The sequence below is a fragment of the Rhizobium sp. R86522 genome (assembly GCF_042466255.1).
Taxonomy (GTDB): domain Bacteria; phylum Pseudomonadota; class Alphaproteobacteria; order Rhizobiales; family Rhizobiaceae; genus Allorhizobium.
In genome coordinates, this window is sequence record NZ_JAXHBX010000001.1 from 2931092 (window position 1) to 2951250 (window position 20159).

The 20159-nt window shown below is 61.0% G+C and carries 13 protein-coding genes; all 13 read right to left on the reverse strand.

Features of this window, described 5'->3' with window-relative positions:
• Positions 1-6 precede the first annotated feature (6 nt).
• The 13 genes from SJY08_RS14300 to SJY08_RS14360 all read right to left on the reverse strand — a co-directional run bounded on the left by SJY08_RS14300 (position 7) and on the right by SJY08_RS14360 (position 19985).
• Positions 7-3159 carry an efflux RND transporter permease subunit gene (locus SJY08_RS14300; protein ID WP_377276462.1) on the reverse strand — a complete coding sequence of 1051 codons (3153 nt, stop codon included), beginning with the start codon at positions 3157-3159 and terminating at the stop codon, positions 7-9.
• A gap of 7 nt (positions 3160-3166) precedes the next feature.
• Positions 3167-4846 carry an efflux RND transporter periplasmic adaptor subunit gene (locus SJY08_RS14305; protein ID WP_377276464.1) on the reverse strand — a complete coding sequence of 560 codons (1680 nt, stop codon included), beginning with the start codon at positions 4844-4846 and terminating at the stop codon, positions 3167-3169.
• 81 nt (positions 4847-4927) lie between these two features.
• The gene (locus SJY08_RS14310; RefSeq protein WP_377276466.1) at positions 4928-6298 is read right to left on the reverse strand and encodes an ATP-binding protein; all 1371 of its coding nucleotides are present in this window, start codon (positions 6296-6298) and stop codon (positions 4928-4930) included.
• Positions 6291-7001 carry a response regulator gene (locus tag SJY08_RS14315; RefSeq protein ID WP_377276468.1) on the reverse strand — a complete coding sequence of 237 codons (711 nt, stop codon included), beginning with the start codon at positions 6999-7001 and terminating at the stop codon, positions 6291-6293. Before SJY08_RS14315 ends, SJY08_RS14310 begins: the two co-directional genes overlap by 8 nt.
• A 633-nt stretch (positions 7002-7634) precedes the next feature.
• Positions 7635-9110, reverse strand: a complete 1476-nt coding sequence (cysG, locus tag SJY08_RS14320; protein WP_377276470.1) for a siroheme synthase CysG — start codon at positions 9108-9110, stop codon at positions 7635-7637.
• On the reverse strand, positions 9082-11739 hold the full coding sequence (locus tag SJY08_RS14325) for a molybdopterin-dependent oxidoreductase (RefSeq protein ID WP_377276472.1): 2658 nt from the start codon (positions 11737-11739) through the stop codon (positions 9082-9084). Before SJY08_RS14325 ends, cysG begins: the two co-directional genes overlap by 29 nt.
• 30 nt (positions 11740-11769) lie before the next feature.
• Entirely contained in the window at positions 11770-12105 is a 336-nt protein-coding gene (gene nirD, locus SJY08_RS14330) for a nitrite reductase small subunit NirD (RefSeq protein WP_110792334.1), read from the reverse strand.
• A 4-nt stretch (positions 12106-12109) separates the two neighbouring features.
• Entirely contained in the window at positions 12110-14557 is a 2448-nt protein-coding gene (gene nirB, locus SJY08_RS14335; RefSeq protein ID WP_377276474.1) for a nitrite reductase large subunit NirB, read from the reverse strand.
• Between the two features lie 5 nt (positions 14558-14562).
• Entirely contained in the window at positions 14563-15360 is a 798-nt protein-coding gene (locus SJY08_RS14340; protein WP_377276476.1) for an ABC transporter ATP-binding protein, read from the reverse strand.
• A gap of 11 nt (positions 15361-15371) precedes the next feature.
• Positions 15372-16268, reverse strand: coding sequence for a nitrate ABC transporter permease (ntrB, locus tag SJY08_RS14345; protein ID WP_054148695.1), 897 nt, complete (start codon positions 16266-16268; stop codon positions 15372-15374).
• Between the two features lie 164 nt (positions 16269-16432).
• Positions 16433-17731, reverse strand: a complete 1299-nt coding sequence (locus SJY08_RS14350) for a CmpA/NrtA family ABC transporter substrate-binding protein (protein WP_377276478.1) — start codon at positions 17729-17731, stop codon at positions 16433-16435.
• A 354-nt stretch (positions 17732-18085) separates the two neighbouring features.
• Entirely contained in the window at positions 18086-19357 is a 1272-nt protein-coding gene (locus tag SJY08_RS14355) for a CmpA/NrtA family ABC transporter substrate-binding protein (protein ID WP_377278607.1), read from the reverse strand.
• Positions 19358-19391: 34 nt separating this feature from the next.
• The gene (locus tag SJY08_RS14360; protein WP_377278609.1) at positions 19392-19985 is read right to left on the reverse strand and encodes an ANTAR domain-containing response regulator; all 594 of its coding nucleotides are present in this window, start codon (positions 19983-19985) and stop codon (positions 19392-19394) included.
• Positions 19986-20159 lie beyond the last annotated feature (174 nt).

The window sequence follows — 20159 nt, forward strand, 5'->3', positions numbered from 1 at the left end:
GCAGGACTAAAAGGCTTCAATAGTTCGGGTGGCTGATCCGGCAGACTGCTGTGCATCGCTGGCCTGGCGGCGCGCCTGCTCGACCAGGCGCTCCAGAGGCTTGCGACCGTATTTCAGGAACAGCGTCGGCGTGAGAAGCGTGTCGAGTACGGTCGCTGTGACCAAGCCTCCGAAGATCGTGATCGCGACCGGGTGGAGGATTTCCTTGCCAGGTGCGGTCGCATCGATCATCAGCGGGATCAGGGCGACACCCGCAGACAGGGCCGTCATCAAGACCGGGGTCAGACGTTCCAGCGAGCCCCGCACGACCAGTTCCTTGCCGAACGGCAGATCTTCCTGGATCGCGAGGTTGATGTAGTGGCTGATCTTCAGGATGCCATTCCGTGTCGAGATGCCGGTCAGGGTGATAAAGCCAATCATCGAGGCAACAGAAAGCGGCTGGCCGGCAATCCAGAGCGCGGTGACCGAGCCGATCAACGCAAGCGGCACGCTCGCCATGATGATCGAGACGAAGAGCACCGAGCGATAACGCGAATAAAGGATCGCAAACACCATCGTCAGCGAGATGATGGACAAGAGACCGATCGTCCTCATCGACTCTTCCTGCGCCTGGAAGGTCCCTTCAAGGCTGACGAAGAAGCCGGGTGGCAGGGTCGAGGTCGCGATCACCTTTCGGATCTCGGCAATGACCGTGGCCATGTCGGCTTCGCCGTCGGTATTGGCAAGGACCACGACGCGACGCTTGCCGTTTTCGCGCAGGATCTGGTTGGGGCCATCCGTCTCGCGGACTTCTGCGATCTGGCTAACCGGGATCCAGCCTGCAGGCGTCTCGATGAGGAGATCCGATAGCCCCTTGGTGCTGCGGGTCTCGTCCTCGAGACGCAGCACGACGTCGAACCGCTTGTTGCCGTCGACGATGCGGGACACGACCGTCCCGTTCGACAGGCGCTCAAGCTGCTCGGTCACGGCCGCCGGCTGGATGCCGTAAAGGGCAGCCCGCCGGTAATCGACAATGACCTCGAGATGCGGGATGCGAACCTGCTTTTCGACCTGCAGGTCGACGATCCCAGGGATCTCAGCCAGCTTGCCACGAAACTCCTCGGCAAAGCCGCGGATGCTGTCGAGATCCTCGCCAAAGATCTTGAGTGCGATCTGCGCCCGCACGCCCGAGAGCATATGATCGAGGCGATGGGAGATGGGCTGGCCGACATTGGTCGCGACGGGCAGGACCGAAAGTCGCGAGCGGATATCGGCAATGATCTCGTCCTTGGACCGACCGTCTGCAGCGAGCGCCACTTCGATTTCGGACGAGTGGACGCCCTCTGCATGTTCGTCGAGTTCGGCGCGTCCCGTGCGACGGCCCACCTGCTCGACCTCGGGCACTTCCATGATCAACCGCTCTGCGATCAGGCCGACCCGATGGCTCTCGGCAAGCGAGATGCCGGGGTTAAAGAGCATGCTGATCGTCAGTGTCCCTTCATTGAAGGGCGGCAGAAACGAGCGCGGCAATTGGGTGGCAAACAGAACCGCTGCCACGACACCCGCGACCACGGTCGACATCAAGATCTTCGGATGGCGGAATGACCAGTCGAGCAGCCGACGGTTGGCGCGTTTGAGAACCCGCACGACCACGCCCTCATGCTCATCGAGACGCTTCAAGCCCGGCAGCATGTAATAGGCCATGACGGGGGTCAGCGTGATCGAGACCACGAGCGAAGCGAGGATGGAGATGATGTAGGCTTGACCGAGCGGCGCGAAGAGCCGGCCCTCAATGCCTGACAGGGCAAACAAGGGCACGAAGACCAGAACAATGATCATCGTTGCGTAGACGATGCCCGAGCGGACTTCCTGGCTTGCGGAGACGACGACGTCGAACACCGAACGAGGATTGCCCTTTTCCCGGTTTTCCCGCAGGCGCCGGAAGATGTTTTCCACGTCAACGACGGCATCGTCCACCAGTTCGCCGATGGCGATCGCCAACCCGCCAAGCGTCATCGTATTGATCGACAACCCGAGCAGGTGAAAGACGATAGCGGTGACCAGAATGGATACCGGAATAGCCGTCAGCGAGATCGCTGTCGTCCGGGTATTCAGGAGGAAGACGAACAGGATGATGGCAACAACGACGATTGCCTCGGCGAGAACCTTCTGCACGTTTCCGATCGAAGTCTCGATGAAATTGGCCTGCCGGAACAGGACCTGATCGGCCTTGACGCCCGCGGGCAATGTGGCGCTGATTTCGCTAAGGGCTGCCTCGACTTCGCGGGTCAATTTGACAGTGTCGATATCAGGTTGCTTTTCTACCGAAACGATGACGGCAGACTGCCCCTGGTAACCGGCATCTCCGCGCTTCAGGCGTGGTGCAAATCCGACTTCCGCGACCTGCCGCAGGAGAACCGGCTGGCCATCGACACTGGCAACCACCACGCTCGCCAGATCCTCGATGTTTTGAGTGCGGCCGACATTGCGGATCAGGAACTCGCGGCTGTACTGGTCTGTGAAGCCGCCCCCGGTGTTGGAGCCGAACTGCGCGAGAGCCTGTTCAATCTGTTCGAAGGACACGCCGAGTGCCCGCATGGCGGCGGAGTTCGGAGATACGCGATATTGGCGAACTTCGCCCCCGATCGGAATGACCTGGGCGACACCCGGAATGCTAAGGATTCGCGGTCGGACAGTGAAATCGGCCAGTTCCCGCAACTCCATGGCCGAAATGGTTTCAGGCCCGGTCACAGCAATCAGCATGACCTGACCCATGATCGAATTGATCGGTCCCATCTGCGGCACGACATTGGCGGGCAATTGCGGCTGCACGAGTGACAGACGCTCGGCGATCTGCTGGCGGTTGCGATAGATATCCGTGTCCCAGTCGAATTCGACATAGATAATCGAGAGACCGACGCCCGAAGTCGAGCGGACACGGCTCACACCGGGAAGGCCGTTCATCTGGGATTCGAGCGGATAGGTAACGAGCTGTTCGACCTCCTCCGGTGCGAGCCCCTCGGCCTCCGTCATGATCGTGACGGTCGGCCGATTGAGATCTGGGAAGACATCGACGGGCAAACGTGTGGCCGTGAACGCCCCGTATATCATCAGGACGGCCGCGATCGCCAGAACGAAAAGCCGATTCCGCAACGACTGGGTAACGAGAAAATTGAACATCGGAGCCTCAGCGGATCTGGTTCAGGAGTTCGGCACCCTGTGTGACGATGCGTTTTCCGGCTTCGACCCCGGACACGATGAGAAGACGATCGCCATCCAGCGGCTCCGTGCGCACTTCTCTCGGTACGAAACGCTCCGCATTGGTGTGTTCATAGACGAGCGACTGGCCGTTTGAGGCACGCAGCACGCTCGTGCGCGGAACAGCGATGCCTGCGCGCTCTTGCGTGGTCGACGACAAGACGGTCAGCAATTGCCCGGCGCGAATACCATCAGGCGTCTCCTCAACGCTGAAGTGTATGGGGATCGCCTGATTACGATCGGCAAGGCCGCTTCCTCGATAGGTGAGTTCGGCGGTCCGGCCGTCCATGAACTTGCCTCTGGCCATACCAGTGACCGAATGCGCGTCGAAGCTCAAAGCTTCAACCCAGTAACGGCTGGGATCGATGATCTGGAAGATGATGGTGTTGGGCTCTGCGATCTGTCCTGCAACGGCCTGGGCCGCAGCGATGACGCCTGATACGGGTGCGGTCAGTTTTTCAGCCGCCGTCGGTGCCTGTTCCAGATTGGCGCGCCGTGCCTTCAGGCCCTGGAGTTCCAGTGTTGCATCCTCGATCTCGGCGCGCGCCACCACCGATTGAAGCCGCTCGAAGCGTTGCAGTTTTCGTTCGACCAGCATGATCTCTTGGTCGAGCTCTCGGGCCTGCTGCTGCTGGCTCGTCAGATCAGCGGCACTGAGTGAGGGCTGGACCAGCGCCAGTACATCGCCAGCGGCGACACGCGTGCCGAGTTGGGGGAAGCCGCCGGGAGGCGGCAGAAGCCTTCCCGACACGGATGCCTGTACATAGCCGGATGTCGTTGGGTCTGGGATGATACGCGCCGGCAACTCGACGGTACCAGAATGGGCGGCCTGTTCCGTGAAGATCGTGCGGATGGCAAGGATGCGCTGGGTTGTCTTCGGCACGAAAATCGAACCATCGGCAAAACGCTGGGCGACATCCCGTTCGGCTGCTTGCGCCGTGAGTGCTGCAGGACCAGCGGCCTCGGACTGCGGTGCTCCGGCAAGCACGAGGGCTGCCGCGATCGCAGCGACAGATCCGGCAGGTTTGCGGCGGCGGAAGAGTGCAGCAAGGAGAAGCCCGACCACGATACCGCCACCGCCGACGGCCCACAGTGTCATGTCCTGTCGCTGCAGCCGCGCGCCCACGTCCTGCGCAAAAGCCGAACTGATCAGGAAACCATCAGCGGCAACCACTGGCACGGCGGTGCTGGCCATCTCGGGGATCACCATGGTGACTGTCAGGACGTCGAAGACGTCTCCGGCCATCACGGTGATGGCAAGATCATACGAGCCGGGATTTGTCAGCCATGGCGCATTCGCCACGTAGGTCCCCTCGCCCGCAGGTTCGACTGTCAGCGTTCCTGAAGGGCCGTCAATTTCAAGCATCGCACCGTCGACCGGTTCATTGCCCTTGAAGCTGTCGAGGAAGATTTCCAGCCGCTCTCCGCGCGCTACAGCAACCAGCTCAAGATCGGCCGTCGAAGCGTCGGCGCGCGGTGCGATCGTGGTGGAGACAGGCGGAGGCGGAGCGCCGTGATCATGGCCCTCATGGGCCGCAGCGGAGGATGCAGCAAGTCCTGTGATGGAAAGGCAAATTCCAGCGAGGACAGAGGCGAATCGGTCGACCATCGTAACCCTGAGCAAAAGTTGATTTGCTTCGGTGTAGCTGCGCCTCTTTGTCCGTCGATGTCCCGATTGTTACAGAATGTTTCAGGATGATTTTGGCGAGTCCTTCGGGAGGATGACACTGACGACCAGCCCTCCCGTTTGACCGTTCTCCAGGCGAAGCGTACCGGAATGCCCGTCAATGATCGCCTGGGCAATCGGGAGGCCGAGCCCGAAACCGCCGGTTTCAAGGTTCCTGGACGGCTCGAGCCGAACAAAGGGAGAAAGGGCTCGTTCGATGTTCTCTGCTGCGATGCCGGGGCCTTCATCACCGATTGTGACGACAACGTCGGATCGCCGATCATCGACCTCGACCCACGCCCTCTTACCGTATTTGAGTGCGTTCTCGATGAGATTGGAAAAGGCTCGCTTGAGCGCCAGCCGACGCCCCGTGATAATTGCATGAGCAGCACCGGAAAGCTCGACGGATGCGCCGCGATCGACCGCATCATCGACGAGAGTTTCAAGGATCGCGACGATGTCGATCGGCTTCAGTTCCTCGTCGCTACGATCACCGCGAAGGAAAGACAGCGTCTGATCGAGCATCCGCTCCATCTCAGTCAAATCCTCGGCCATTGCGTCGCGCGCGACACCATCGGCCAGATCCTCGGCTCTGAACCGCAGTCGTGTGATCGGCGTCTTCAAATCATGCGAAACGGCTGCGAGTGCTTGGGTGCGATCTTCGATCAATCGCTCGATGCGCCGTTGCATGTCGTTGAAGGCGACGGCCAGTTCAACCACCTCCCGCGGACCCTTTTCCGCAACGGGCACGACGGTCTTGCCTCGATAGAAATCCTTGGCCGCGGTAGCGACAGCAGTCAGAGGACGAGTGAACCAACGCACCAGAAGCATGGAGACGATGATTGCCCCGAGAGCCATCAAGGTCGTCGAAACCAGCATTCCTCCCGGCGGCGGCACCTTGCGGTCCCAGGAGACCAGATTGACGTTGATCCACGACGCATCGGGGAGCTTGATCGACACGACTGCCAGATGCGGATCATCACCTGCCTGGTTATCCGGCCCGATGATTAGACCGTCTTCGGCGATTTCGGGAGCAAGTGCTCGAAGGTTGCGACGAAGTGGCTCCCAGTTCTGGCCAGCGGTATCACCCTCAACCGCATAGGGAGTTGAACCCCAATGGGCGTCTATCGAACCGCCGGAGAAGTCGTGCGCGACATCCTCCCGTTCATCGAGCGGCGCACGCATGACGGATCGTTTGATTGTCAGTAGCTGGTCTGCAAGCCGGACTTCATTTGCGAGGTCCAGTTCTTTTTCCAGGCTCTGGTGGTAAGTGAAGAGGCTTCCAAAATGGACGAGAGAGATGCCAAACAGCACGACGAGGGCTGTCCGCAGTCTCAGGCTGTCTATCGACCGCCACCAGCCTTGTAACCGTGTTTCGGAACGAACATCATGCACGGACGACATCCGTCGCAAAGAGATAACCCGCGCCGCGCACTGTCTTGATAAGATCCTCACGCCCGTCGAGCTTGCGACGCAGGCGGCTGACCTGAACATCGATAGACCGATCATAGCCTTCGATCGCACGATTGCGGGCCGCGTCCAAGAGGAACTCACGGCTGAGAACGCGTTGTGGCGCTTCGAGAAACGCGAGCAGCAGGTCATATTCCCCCGTTGAAAGATCCACGACCACGCCGCTCGGTGCGGTCAGTTCACGTTTCATGGTGTCGAGCGACCATCCAGCAAAGCTGAAGCTCCGACCGGCACGCTCAGTCGTCGGGTTGCCAGCCGTGCGAGTCCGCCGTAGCACCGCGCCGATGCGTGCCAGCAGTTCGCGAGGATTGAAGGGTTTGGGCAGATAGTCGTCAGCCCCGACCTCAAGACCGATAATGCGATCCGTCTCGTCACCCTTGGCCGTCAGCATGATGATCGGGACGGAGGAAGTGCGACGGAGTTCACGGCAGATCTCCAGCCCGTTCTTGCCCGGGAGCATCAGATCAAGGACAATTAGATCCACTGAAAGCCGCTTCAAAGTCTCGGCCATCTCGACCCCGTTACGCGCCGTGTGAACACGGAACCCGTTTGCCCTCAGGAACTTTGCCACAAGGATCAGGATCTGGCCGTCATCGTCAACGATCAGAATTTCGGCTAAGGCATCCAAGGGTATTCTCTCCGCAAGTCCATTCATAGCGCAGCCCTCCTCACTTAGCAGAGGGCTGGGCTGCAGTTTGTGTCGAGAAGGTAACAGATTGTTTCACCAGCAATAGCCTACACAGGAAAACCGGCGCATTTAGCCCTTGAGCATCATGGGGCGAACGGTCTCTTCTGGGCTATTGTTCTGCAAGCCGAACGCCGGAAATGAAGCCGCTTCACTGCTGCTTGAGTGTCAACCTCACCTCCGGCTCTGCACTCCCGAGCGGAAATAATTGCCGCTCTCCCGCCATGTTGACGTCGGCCCAAAGCCAGGGCACAAAGATTGCATCCACGGTCGCTCGTGGCGGGAAAACAGAGGAAAATCATAGGCTATATTTCTAATCCGTTGAAATCATGCGGGAATCCAGCTTATCCAGGCAGGCCGTTTCAAGTCCGTTTTTCCGCGGAAAACAGCGTCTGTTTATCACAGAAAAAAGCGACGCCTTCTCAACATGAGGAATCCTGGCTGCTGATCTCCAGCCACTCCTCGTGCTTAAAACGGGTCTCGCAAAATCGGCTGGAGACCCTCTAGAACGCTAGCTCTGGCGCGCCCAAAACGGCAACAGCGCTAGTACTTCAAAAAGGCGTTCGCTCACGTTGGTCAAATGGGCCCGAACCTCTGTTCCTGAGAAAGGGATTCGTGGTTGAGAACCGTAGCTTCGGCTCGCCGGCTGAACACTGCGCCGACGCCGATCAGAACAGGTTCGTCGACGCCGATTGTCCGCATGGCATCTGCTAGGCGTCCAAGAGAGCCTGCCCAGCGACGTTCTTGCGGGCGGCTGACTGAGGAGACCACAACGACAGGCGTGTCAGACGTCATGCCGTTATCCCTCAGGCGCTGTTCGATCTGTCCAGCCATGCGTCCCCCCATGTAGAAGATCGAAGTCTGGTTCGGCCTGGCGAGTGAGCCCCAGTCGATGGTTCCAGGCAGTTCGTTGTGCCGGGAATGGCCGGTGACGAAACGGACCTGCTGGGCGTAATCACGGTGGGTGAGCGACGTCTTGAGCGACGCCGCCATGGCCGAGGCTGCGGTGATGCCCGACACGACATCCACGGCAATTCCCTCGCTCTCCAGCCGTGCGATCTCTTCTCCCGCGCGACCGAAGATCATCGGATCACCCGATTTCAGCCGAACCACCCGTTTGCCTGATTTCGCGAAGCGCACCATCATGTCGTTGATGTCATCCTGACGGCAGCTCTCTCGACCGCCCCTCTTGCCGACGAGGAAACGTTTCGCCTCGCGTCTGGCCAGTTCCAGAACCTCCGGCGAGACGAGATCGTCGAACAGGATGACATCGGCTGCCTGCAGCGCCCGCATGGCTTTCAGCGTCAGAAGCTCAGGATCTCCTGGACCAGCGCCGACCAAGGTCACAGAACCGGTGCGCGGCTCAGTTGCGATCTGCTCCGCCGTGGCGAGCAGATCGTCAGCGATCCCTTCCCTGGGCGGTTCGTTGGTCGAAAGGCTCCGGGCAACGAAGCGTTCCCAGAAAAGACGCCTTGGCCCGCCCGGTGCCAGACGGCGATTGATTGCTTCTCTCAACGACTGAGCAAGGCTTGCCCATTGCTTCAAAGATGGAGGGAGCAGTGTCTCGATCCGCTGGCGGATGGCCTGGGCGAGGATGGGGGCAGCGCCATCGGTGGAGATCGAGACGATCACCGGCGAGCGATTGACGATCGAGCCGAACTGGAACTGGCAGAAGGCTGGCTTGTCGATCACGTTGACGGGCACGCCCGCCGCACGCGCCGCACAGAAGAAGGCACGCGCCTCGTCCTCGGTTTCGCAGTCGGCGAGCGCCAGCGAGGCCCCGGTGAAGATGCCGCAATGCCAGGGATGGGCATGGTGGATCAGGGATGTCCGCTCGATCAGCGCTGTCATCGTCTCGCCGAGATCATCGGTTTCGCAGTAGAGCTCGACGGCAGCGCCGCAGGCCTGCAATAGCTCTGCCTTCCAGGCAGCGCCATCCGATCCTCCCGCAATGACCGCCCGTTTGCCGGCAAGGTTCCAGAACACCGGAAGCTTGGCGAGCGCCGAAATGCGCTCCTGTCCGTCACTCGGCGGCAATGGGTTGCGTCGCATCGAGGATCCTCCTGATTTCGGGGCGGCACGAGCCGCAATTCGTTCCGGCATTCAAGGCAACGCCGATGGCTTCGACCGACCGGCAGCCGCTTCGTGCGGCCGCGTTGATCTGGTTGATGCCGACCGAAAAGCAGGAGCATACGATCGCCCCCTTGTCGGGTCGGCCGGCAGCCGGTCGACCGGCAATCAGCATGGAGCGCGCACTGCGATCCGGATGGCTTTCCGTGAGTTGATCGACCGCCCATTGCCGCGACACCGAAACAGGGTCCGAAGAGACGAACAGGCCAGCCACAAGCCTCTCTCCCTCGAAGGCGAGCAGGCGGTGGTCACCGGCTCGCTGGTCTATGTAACCGGAGAACTCATGATCATCTTCAAGCTGCAGGCTGCGCCGCAGCCAGGTCTCCCAGCCCTCGGCGGGCGGGTCTCCGGCAAATTCCACGCGGTAGCCGCCTTCGGCTCTCGCGATCGCCCAGTAGGTGAATGGAAGGTCGAGTGGACGGCTCGCCGATACCAGGAAGCCATGGGCCTTCGCCGCGTGGCGGGTGACGGACGCGCGGGACATCTTCAACGCCGGTTGGCCGGAGGTCGGATCGACGCGGGAGGAGACCAGGGTGTCGACACGGGCGCTGGGTGCTGTCTCGCCCGTCCAATGCATGGGCACGAAGATCGCGCCGCGCATCTGCCGTTCGGTCAGCAGGGCTCGCAAGATGATCGATCTGCCGTTTGCGCCTTCGACACAGACGAGATCGGCATCATTGATGCCGGCGCTCGCGGCGTCCCCCGGATGGATCTCGCAGAAGGGTTCAGCAATATGCGCAGACAGCCGGGCGCTTTTCCCCGTCCGTGTCATCGTATGCCAGTGATCGCGGATCCGGCCCGTGTTGAGGGTGAAGGGATAGCGCTCATCCGCCTCTTCAAGCGCAGGCGTCGCAACAGGCACGAGGCGCGCCTTTCGGTCCGCAGTGAAGAAGCCACCATCCGCGAAAAAACGGGCAGCCTTCGATCCGTCTTGACGCATAGGCCATTGGAACGGTGCGAGGTCATCGTAGTCGAGGTCGACAATTCCGGCATGCGCACCGATGTCGAAATCCCGTTCGCCGTCGTTTTCGAAGGCGGAGAGCGCCGCATGCTCGGCATAGATATCGGCAGGACCGCGATAGGCGAAATCAGCACCGAAGCCCAAGCGTTTGCCGACCTCAGCCAACTGCCACCAGTCGGCGCGGGCCTCGCATGGAACGGACAGGAATGGCCTCTGCCGAGAGATCCGCCGTTCGGAATTCGTCACCGTACCGGATTTTTCGCCCCAGCCACTGGCCGGCAGCAGGACATGGGCGAGACGGACCGTGTCGGTATCTTTCTGGATGTCCGAGACGACCACGAAGGGACAGGCCTCAAGGGCTGCCTTCACCGCATCGGCATCAGGCATTGAGACAACCGGATTGGTCGACATGATCCAGATCGCCTTGATCCGCCCATCGGCCGCCGCCTCGAACATGTCGACAGCCTTGAGGCCGGGTCTCTGCGCGATTGCAGGCGATTTCCAGAAGCGTTGCACGCGCTCGCGGTGCTCTGGGTTCTCGATCGCCATATGGGCCGCGAGCATATTGGCGAGCCCGCCGACCTCGCGCCCGCCCATGGCATTGGGTTGGCCGGTCAGTGACAGCGGCCCCATTCCGGGTCGACCGATCCGGCCTGTCGCCAAGTGACAGTTGAGGATGGCGTTGACCTTATCGGTGCCGACGGAGGACTGGTTGACCCCCTGGCTGTAGCAGGTGACGACCTTCTCAGTCTGGGCGAAAAGGCGGAAGAATTGGCGCAGCAGCATACCGGACACGCCGGTGGCATCGGAGAGATCCGCCATGCTTCCGCGCGAGGCGGCGAGCAGCGTTTCGCCAAACCCGGAGGTGTGCTTTCCGACATAGTTTTCGTCGATCGCGCCTGTTTCCGCCAGATAGGCGAGCAGACCGTTGAAAAGGGCGATGTCACCGTCCGCCCGGACCGCGAGATGCAGGTCGGCGATGTCGCTGGTCGCGGTTCTGCGGGGATCGATCACGACCACCTTCATGGCAGGACGGGCAGCCTTGGCCGCCACCAGGCGCTGATAGAGGACCGGATGGCACCAGGCCATGTTGGAGCCGACCAGGACGACGAGATCGGCGAGCTCCAGGTCCTCGTAACAGGCGGGCACCGTATCGGCGCCGAAGGCACGGCGATGGCCGGCAACCGAGGAGGCCATGCACAGGCGGGAATTGGTGTCGATATTGGCGGAGCCGATGAAGCCTTTCATCAGCTTGTTGGCGACGTAATAGTCTTCGGTCAGTAACTGCCCGGAGAGGTAGAAGGCGACGGAATCGGGGCCATGATCGGCGATCGTCCGCTGGAAGGTCGAGGCAACAAGATCGAGCGCTTCGTCCCAGCCGGCGGTTTGTCCATGGATTTCCGGATGAAGCGCGCGACCTTCGAGGTCGAGCGTTTCGGCGAGCGCCGACCCCTTGGAGCAAAGGCGACCGTAATTGGCCGGATGGTCTGGATCTCCCCGCACGCTGACCTTCCCCTCGTCGTCAACTGCGGCGATCACGCCGCAGCCGACACCGCAATAGGGGCAGGTCGTCTTGGTTTCACAGGACATGTCTGCGGCTCCGCGCGTTGATCTTCCCACTTACTCGGCTGCGACCATCATGCTTTCGAGCATGATGGAGAGATGACCGTCGATATTGCGGACCGGGATGGTCTTGACCTCGCCTTCGTCGGCCCCAAGCGCCCGGCCGGTTTCGAGCGAGATGACCCAGTTGTGCAGTGGGCAGGTCACTGCCTTGCCGTGGACAATGCCCTGCGTGAGCGGGCCGCCCTTGTGGGGGCAATGGTCCTCGATGGCGAAGACCTCGTTTTCGGCGGTGCGAAACACCCCGATCTTGCCTTGGGGGGTCTTAACGCAGCGTGCGCCACGCAGCGGGATGTCGTCGATCGTCCCGATTGCGATCCAGTTTCCGTTCATCGCCTCACTCCGCAGCCTGATTGTAGTTGATGGTCGCCATCGGCTTGAACTCATGCTTGTCCTTGCCGGAGACGCGCTCCGACCACGGATCGACCTGGGCGAATTTCTGGCTGAAGACGAAGCGGTCGTAGTAGGCACGGCGCTTGTCGGCATCCTCCATGATCTGGCGGCGGATTTCGTCATGGCCGATGCGTTTTGCCCATTTGTAGATGCGCTCGAGATAGCGCCCCTGCTCGCGATACATCTGGGTGAGTGCAACGATGTGCTCCAGCGCCTCGTCCTCGGTCTTCACGAGGCCCAGAACATCGGTGCCCTTGATATCGAGGCCGGCGGCACCGGCGAAATGGATCTCGAAGCCACTGTCCACGCAGATCACGCCGATATCCTTGCAGGTCGCTTCGGCGCAATTGCGCGGGCAGCCGGATACGGCGAGCTTCAGCTTGGCCGGTGTCCAGGAGCCCCACATGAATTTCTCAATGCGGATGCCAAGGCCGGTCGAATCCTGCGTGCCGAAGCGGCACCAGTCGGAACCAACGCAGGTCTTCACTGTGCGCAGACCCTTTGCGTAAGCCTGGCCTGACACAAAACCTGCCTTCCCGAGATCGGCCCAGACGGCGGGGAGGTCTTCCTTTTCGATACCGAGCAGGTCGATACGCTGGCCGCCAGTCACCTTGACCATGGGGATTTCGAACTTGTCGACGACATCGGCGATGGCACGAAGCTCGGCGGCATTGGTGACGCCGCCCCACATGCGCGGCACGACGGAATAGGTGCCGTCCTTCTGGATGTTGGCGTGGACACGCTCGTTGATGTAACGCGACTGATAGTCGTCGGCATATTCGTCCGGCCAATCCGAGACGAGGTAGTAATTGAGCGCCGGGCGGCACTTGGCGCAGCCGCAGGAGGTCTTCCACTCCAGCTCCTGCATGACGGCCGGAATGGTCTTCAGCCCCTTGGCCTTGATCAGACGGCGGACGTCGTCATGGCCAAGTTCGGTGCAGGAGCACATCGGCGTGACGGCGGCGGGGTTGTAGGCATCGCCCAAAGACAGAGCCATCAGCTGTTCGACGAGCCCGGTACAGGAGCCGCAAGAGGCGGATGCCTTGGTATGGGCGCGCACGTCATCGAGCGAGGTCAGGCCCTTGGAGGAGATCGTCGTCGTGATCTTCCCCTTGCAGACGCCGTTGCAGCCGCAGATTTCTGCATCATCCGGCAAGGCTGCAACGGCCGCCATAGGGTCCAGCGGGGTGCCCCCCTGGTAGGATTGGCCGAAGATCAGGGTGTCGCGCATCTCAGAGATATCGGTTCCGCGCTTCATCAGGTCGAAGAACCAGGAGCCATCTCCCGTTTCGCCATAGAGCACGGCGCCGATGATCTTGTTGTCCTTCAGCACGAGGCGCTTGTAGATGCCGGCAGACGCATCGCGCAGAACGATCTCCTCTCGATCAGGCGCTTCTGCGAAGTCGCCGGCGGAGAAGAGATTGATGCCGGTGACCTTGAGCTTCGTGTTGACGACGGAGCCGTGATATTCGCTGGTGCCGCCGGTCAGCCGATCGGCAAGAACCCGGGCGGCCTCGTAGAGTGGCGCGACCAGGCCGTAGCAGGTGCCGCGGTGTTCGGCGCATTCGCCAAGCGCAAAGACATTGGGGTCCGAGGTCATCATGCCGTCATCGACGACGATGCCCCGGTTGACGGCGATCCCGGCGTCCTTGGCAAGGCTCGATGCAGGGCGGATGCCAACGGCCATCACCACCATGTCGCCGGTAATGACGCGGCCATCTTCCAGCTCGATGCCCTCGACCTTTTCGGTGCCCAGGATCTGCTTGGTGTTGGCCTTGGTGATGATGTCAATGCCGCGTTCGGTGAGCGCCTTTTCCAAGAGATAGGCGGCGGCCGGGTCGAGCTGGCGCTCCATGATGGTCGGCATCAGGTGGATGACCGTGACATCCATGCCCTGACGCTTCAGGCCATAGGCTGCCTCGAGACCGAGCAGGCCGGCGCCGATGACGATCGCCCGCCCCTTCCCTTGCGCGATCCTCAGCATGTTGTCGACATCGTCGAGATCACGATACGGCAACACGCCGGGCAGTTGATGACCTGATACGGGGATGATGAAGGGCAGCGAGCCTGTCGCAATGACCAGCTTGTCGTAGGGTACCGTGATGCCGTTGGCCGAGGTGACCGTCTTCGCATGGCGGTCGATCTCTGTGACCCTGGCGCCTTTGTGCAGCGTCACGCGATGGCCGGCGTACCAGTCGTCATTATGGATGACGATGTCTTCATAGGCCTTCTCGCCTGACAGTACCGGCGAGAGCATGATGCGGTCGTAGTTGACGCGCGGCTCGGCGTTGAAGATCGTGACGTCGAAATGGCCGGGTGCCCTCTCGAACAGTTCTTCCAGCATGCGGCCGGGGGCCATGCCATTGCCGATGATGACGAGTTTCTCAGCCATTGATGTTACTCCGCGGCTTCGACGAAGCGATGGCGTTCGTAGAGGAACTTCAACACGGCTTCGCGGGATTTGAGATAGGTGCGGTCGGCTGCGAGCGCGATGCGGTCGCGCACCCGCGGAATGGGGACTTCCAACACTTCGCCGATGCGGGCGGCCGGGCCGTTGGTCATCATGACGATGCGGTCGGACAAGAGCACCGCCTCATCGACGTCATGGGTGATCATGATCATCGTATTGCCGAGACGGGAGTGAATCTCCATCACCGCATCCTGCAGATGGGCGCGGGTGAGGGCATCGAGCGCGCCGAAGGGTTCGTCGAGCAGCAGGATCTTCGGCTCCATGGCCAGCGCCCGGGCAATGCCGACGCGCTGTTTCATGCCGCCGGAGATCTCAGCCGGACGCTTGTCCTTGGCATGCGCCATCTGCACGAGGTCGAGATTGCGCATGACCCATTCATGCTTCTCCGCCCTTGTCTTCTTGCCTGCAAAGACCTTGGAAACGGCGAGATTGACGTTCTCATAGACGGTCAGCCAGGGCAGCAGCGAGTGGTTCTGGAAGACGACGGCTCGTTCAGGACCGGGTTCGTTGACCTCGACATTTTCGAGGAGGACAGCGCCTGCAGACACCCGCGTCAGCCCGGCGATCAGGTTCAGCAGCGTGGACTTGCCACAGCCGGAATGGCCGATGATCGAGACGAATTCACCTTTACCGATAGTGAGGCTGACATCCTTAAGGACCTCGGTCTTTGTGCCGCCACGTTCGAAGCTTTTGTCGATATGGTCGATCTTGAGATAGGCGTTCATGGTCGCTCTCCTCAGTTCTTCGCGGTGCCGCGGGTGATGACGTTGCCGAGGAATGCGACGAGCTTGTCGAGGACAAAGCCGGTCACGCCGATATAGGCGAGCGCCACGATGATGTCGGAGAGACGCGAGGAATTCCACGCATCCCAGATGAAGAAGCCGATGCCGACACCGCCGGTCAGCATTTCCGCGGCAACAATCGCGAGCCAGGAGAGGCCGATGCCAATGCGAAGACCGGTGAAGATGTAAGGGGCGGCGGCCGGCACCATGATGCGGATGAAGAATTCCAGCGGGTTCAGGCGCAGCACGCGGGCGATGTTGCGATAGTCGTCGGGGATGTTGCGCACACCGACAGCGGTGTTGATGATGATGGGCCAGATCGAGGTGATGAAGATGACGAAGATCGCCGACGGATTTGAATTCTGGAAGGCAGCAAGCGAGAGCGGCAGCCAGGCAAGCGGCGGTACCGTGCGCAGGATCTGGAAAATCGGGTCGAGACCACGCATCGCCCAGACCGACTGACCGACAACGGCACCGAGAAAGACGCCGACGACAGCCGCGAGGCCAAAGCCGATCGCGACACGCTCGAGCGAGACGAGAACGCGCCAGGCAAGGCCGATATCCTGCGGCCCATAATCAAAGAACGGGGCGGCGATCAGATCATAGCTGTCGATCCAGACCTGTGATGGTGGCGGCAGCGTGGCGCCCGGATTTGAGCAGGCGATCTGCCAGATGCCGAGTAACGCGATCAGCACCACAAGCGGCGGCAGGACATTGCGACAGATGGCGGCGATTGCCTTCTGGAGGTCAATCTTGCGGGTCGGGCGTTGTGCGATCATGACGACCGTGCCTGTCCTGGTCGCTGAAATGGCCGTCGCCTCGGTGTCAATCTTGCGGGCGGTTGCGGTCATGGTGTGGTCCTCTTTCGAGTGGTTTTCGTTGTCATGAAACTGCCCCTCACCCTCTCCCCGCAGGCGGGGAGAGGGGACGGAACGGCTGCGGCTGAGTCCTTCTCTCCATTTAAGGGGAGAAGGTGCCGGCAGGCGGATGAGGGGCCGTGATCGGAACTAGGTCCTTACGCCCCAGCCTTGATCGTCAGGCTGTCGAGATAGACCTTCGGATTTTCCGGATCGAAGACCTTGCCGTCGAAGAAGGTTTCCGGACCGCGCGAGGTCGATGCCGGGATGTCGGCGGCAGCAATGCCGAGATCAGCGGCCGCCGCACGCCAGATGTCTTCGCGGTTGACCTTATCGACCAGCGCCTTGATGTCGGTGTCGGGGGCGAACTTGCCCCAGCGGATGTTCTCCGTGAGGAACCAGGCGTCATGGCTCTTGAAGGGATAGGAAGCGTGGTCCTTCCAGAACTTCATCTCGAGCCCGGTGTTTTCGGCGAGACGGCCATTGCCGTAGTTGATGGTGCCCTTGAGGCGACCGGCGACATCCTTCGGAGGCACATTGAACCACTGGCGCTTGCCGAGGATCGCCGACATCTCTTCCTTGTTGTCCATGCTGTCGGCCCAGATCTGGGCTTCCATGACGGCCATCATGAGCGCCTTTGCGGCGTTTGGATTCTTTTCGATCCAGTCGGTGCGCAGGCCGAGCGCCTTTTCCGGATGCCCCTTCCAAAGCTCGCCGGTGGTGCAGGCGGTAAAGCCGATGCCCTGATTGACGAGCTGCTCGTTCCACGGCTCCCCGACACAGAAGGCGTCCATGTTGCCGACCTTCATGTTGGCGACCATCTGCGGCGGCGGAACAACGATGGTGGAGACGTCCTTGTCCGGATCGATGCCTCCGGCTGCCAGCCAGTAGCGGAGCCAGAGGTCATGCGTGCCACCGGGGAAGGTCATCGCGACCTTGATCTCGTTGCCGGCTGCCTTCTTGGTGGCGAAGGCTTCCTTCAGCTTGGAAGCGTCGAGCTGCACGCCGGTCTCGGCATATTCCGTGGCGACCGAAATGCCCTGGCTGTCGAGATTGAGCCGGGCAATGATCGACATCGGCACCGGCACGTTGTTCTGCGTCACCTTGCCGGTCGATATCAGGTAGGGCATCGGGGTCAGGATATGCGCGCCGTCGATGCCGTTCGCCTCGCCGCCAAGCACGAGATTGTCGCGGGTGGCACCCCAGGAAGCCTGTTTGAGGACTTCTACTTCGGTGAGACCATATTTCGCAAACAGCCCCTTTTCCTGCGCGATGATCAGCGGTGCGGCATCGGTGAGCGCGATATAGCCGAGCTTCACACCGGTCACTTCAGGCCCGGCGGTTGCGGCGAAAGCGCCCGACGGAAATGCCAGGCGAGCCGCGCTTGCAAGTGCTGCCGCAGAACCGATCTTGAGAATCTGACGCCGGCTGATGCTCGTTGCTGTGGTCTTGGTCATAGCTGTGTGCCCCTCTTTGTCTGTTGACGGAGATCCGGAAAAACGAAAAAACGCCGCGTGCTATCTTGCGAGGTCCTGGCGGGAGGAGCCGGACAGCAAGAAGCCTGCGACGTCATTGTCTGATGGTTATCTGCGCCGATAAGGCGCTCATCCGTCCCGCGATCGCCGTTGACCGTGGACATCAAGAGCGAAGCAAGGGCCGTGCCAGTTTCACCTGGCGACGGTTAAGCGTCGGAAAAACAAGCGCTGTTTCAAGGGCAGGCACGACCGCCTCTCGACGGTCGCAAGATCAGCCTGCTCGTTCCAGAACCTGACTTTTCGTGCAAATGCCTCAGGTTTGTGCACCGCAGCGCATCAGCCATCGACCGTCCCCACGCCTGACGACGAGGCTGATCGGACCGGAAATCCCTCGACGTAAGCCTGCACCGCATCCGGATCAAAACGCTTGCCATCCATGAAACCCTCATAGCCGCCAGCGCCCTTCTCGCTCGCCTCGTCCGGCATGGCAGCATACTGTCCCAGCGCTGTCAGATAGAGGTCCGGCCGAAAAGCGCTCCGCGCATGTGCCATGCCTTCATCGCTGAAGTCTGTCTGGCCCCAGCGAAGCATCTGGCTGTAGATCCACGATGCCTGATCTGGCCGCGGATGGTTGGCGGCCCCGCGATGGAAAAGGAAATAATCCGGGACGACCCGTTTCGTCCCCTGCGCATCAAGACTGAACTCGCCATTCAATACGCGGCGAATGATGCCAGTGGGCGCTGCGATGTATTCCGGCGCGCTCAAGATCCCGGCAAGCTCGTTGTGGTGACCGGGGTCATCGCACCAGCGCGCCGCCCGATCGAGCGCGACGATCAGACGGGAGACGGTATCGCCATTGGCATCGGCCCAGTCGGGGCGCATGCCGAGCACCTTCTCAGGTGCCAGAGGCCAGATATCCTGCTTGGCAGCCACGATGCGCCCCGTGCCTCGTTCCGACGCAATCATGTTCCAGGGCGCCCCGACGCAGAAGCCATCGATTGCGCCAGCCGCGAGCGCATCCGAAGTCAGCGGTGGCGGAACTACCACCAGCTTCACGTCCCGGTCCGGATCGATTCCGCCCGCCGCCAGCCAGTAGCGGAACTCATAATTATGCGAGGAGAAGGGATAGGTCATCCCGAGTGTTGGCACCGGTTCGCCCCGCGCGCGCATGTCAGCGAGCAAGGCCGCCAGTGCCCTGGCATTGGCCAGGGCATCCGCATCGTCTGCCAGCCCCGTCAAAGACTTCATCCGTTCGAAGATTCGGGCGGACAACGTGATGGCATTGCCACCGCGACCGAGGGAAAAGGGCGCGATGGTCGGCGAGGGATTGGATCCAAGCCCGAGCATGGATGCGACGGGCATCGGCGAGAGCATGTGCGCAATGTCGAACTGGCGGAAAGCGAGACGGTCGCGGACATTGGCCCAGGTGACGTCCCGGACCAGCTCGAGATGCAGTCCCTCCCTTTCGGCAAAACCAAGCTCTGCAGCTGCGATCAGGATCGAGGCATCCATCAGCGGGATGTAGCCTGCCCTGAGCGTCCTCTGCTCCTTGCCACGCACAGTCACGGGGGCATGGATGGCCGTATCGCCGGATTGGGTTGAAACCATATCGCTCACCAGCATTCTCCGATCCACGCCGCGCTCACAGTAGCAGTCCTGCAGCCGTCACGACGCTCTGGGCGATGTCGGCCAGCTTCTTCTTTTCGTTCATGGCGGTCTGTCGAAGCAGAGCGAAAGCCTGCTCCTCGCTCAAGCCCCGCATTTTCATCAGGATGCCCTTGGCGCGCTCGATGACCTTGCGCTCCTCAAGCGCATTGCGCGCCTCGACCAGTTCGCGTTGAAGGCGGCTGAAGGCATTGAAGCGGCTCACCGCCATGTCGAGGATCGGCTTGATACGCTCTTTCTTCAGCCCATCAACCACATAGGCCGATACGCCGGCATCGACGGCAGCCTCAATGGCGGCAGTATCCGAGCGATCGACAAACATGGCAATCGGCCGCGAAATCATCCGGGTGAGCTGGAACATATGCTCCATCATGTCACGATTGGGGTTCTCGATGTCGATGATGATGACGTCAGGATCCATCGTCTCGATCAGCCGCGCCACGCCCTGCATCTCATGGATCACCCGGACATTCATATGCCCAGCTTCGTTCAGCCCCTCTTCGATGATCGAGGCCCGAATGGCATTTTCGTCAATGACAAGGATCGTCAGGTCGGAGGAGGTCTTCGCCATAGTCAGACCACGGTTGCCAGAAGCAGCCACGAGATCCTCGTGATACTTAGACATCTCCCCGGATCCACTGCTTCGCCCAAAACGCGCCGTGGCTTCCTTGCAAGTGCATGGCGTATTGTGTGTACGGACAATGAGATCTCCCGGTCATATCTTCCGGTAGCGATGCAATTCTCA

Bases quoted from the DNA above. Each gene is read 5' to 3' on its own strand.
- SJY08_RS14325 (WP_377276472.1), bottom strand. From the start codon at position 11,739: ATGTCCTGTGAAACCAAGACGACCTGCCCCTATTGCGGTGTCGGCTGC.
- SJY08_RS14305 (WP_377276464.1), bottom strand. From the start codon at position 4,846: ATGGTCGACCGATTCGCCTCTGTCCTCGCTGGAATTTGCCTTTCCATC.
- ntrB (WP_054148695.1), bottom strand. From the start codon at position 16,268: ATGACCGCAACCGCCCGCAAGATTGACACCGAGGCGACGGCCATTTCA.
- nirB (WP_377276474.1), bottom strand. From the start codon at position 14,557: ATGGCTGAGAAACTCGTCATCATCGGCAATGGCATGGCCCCCGGCCGC.
- SJY08_RS14340 (WP_377276476.1), bottom strand. From the start codon at position 15,360: ATGAACGCCTATCTCAAGATCGACCATATCGACAAAAGCTTCGAACGT.
- cysG (WP_377276470.1), bottom strand. From the start codon at position 9,110: ATGCGACGCAACCCATTGCCGCCGAGTGACGGACAGGAGCGCATTTCG.
- SJY08_RS14360 (WP_377278609.1), bottom strand. From the start codon at position 19,985: ATGGCGAAGACCTCCTCCGACCTGACGATCCTTGTCATTGACGAAAAT.
- SJY08_RS14350 (WP_377276478.1), bottom strand. From the start codon at position 17,731: ATGACCAAGACCACAGCAACGAGCATCAGCCGGCGTCAGATTCTCAAG.
- SJY08_RS14300 (WP_377276462.1), bottom strand. From the start codon at position 3,159: ATGTTCAATTTTCTCGTTACCCAGTCGTTGCGGAATCGGCTTTTCGTT.
- SJY08_RS14355 (WP_377278607.1), bottom strand. From the start codon at position 19,357: ATGGTTTCAACCCAATCCGGCGATACGGCCATCCATGCCCCCGTGACT.
- nirD (WP_110792334.1), bottom strand. From the start codon at position 12,105: ATGAACGGAAACTGGATCGCAATCGGGACGATCGACGACATCCCGCTG.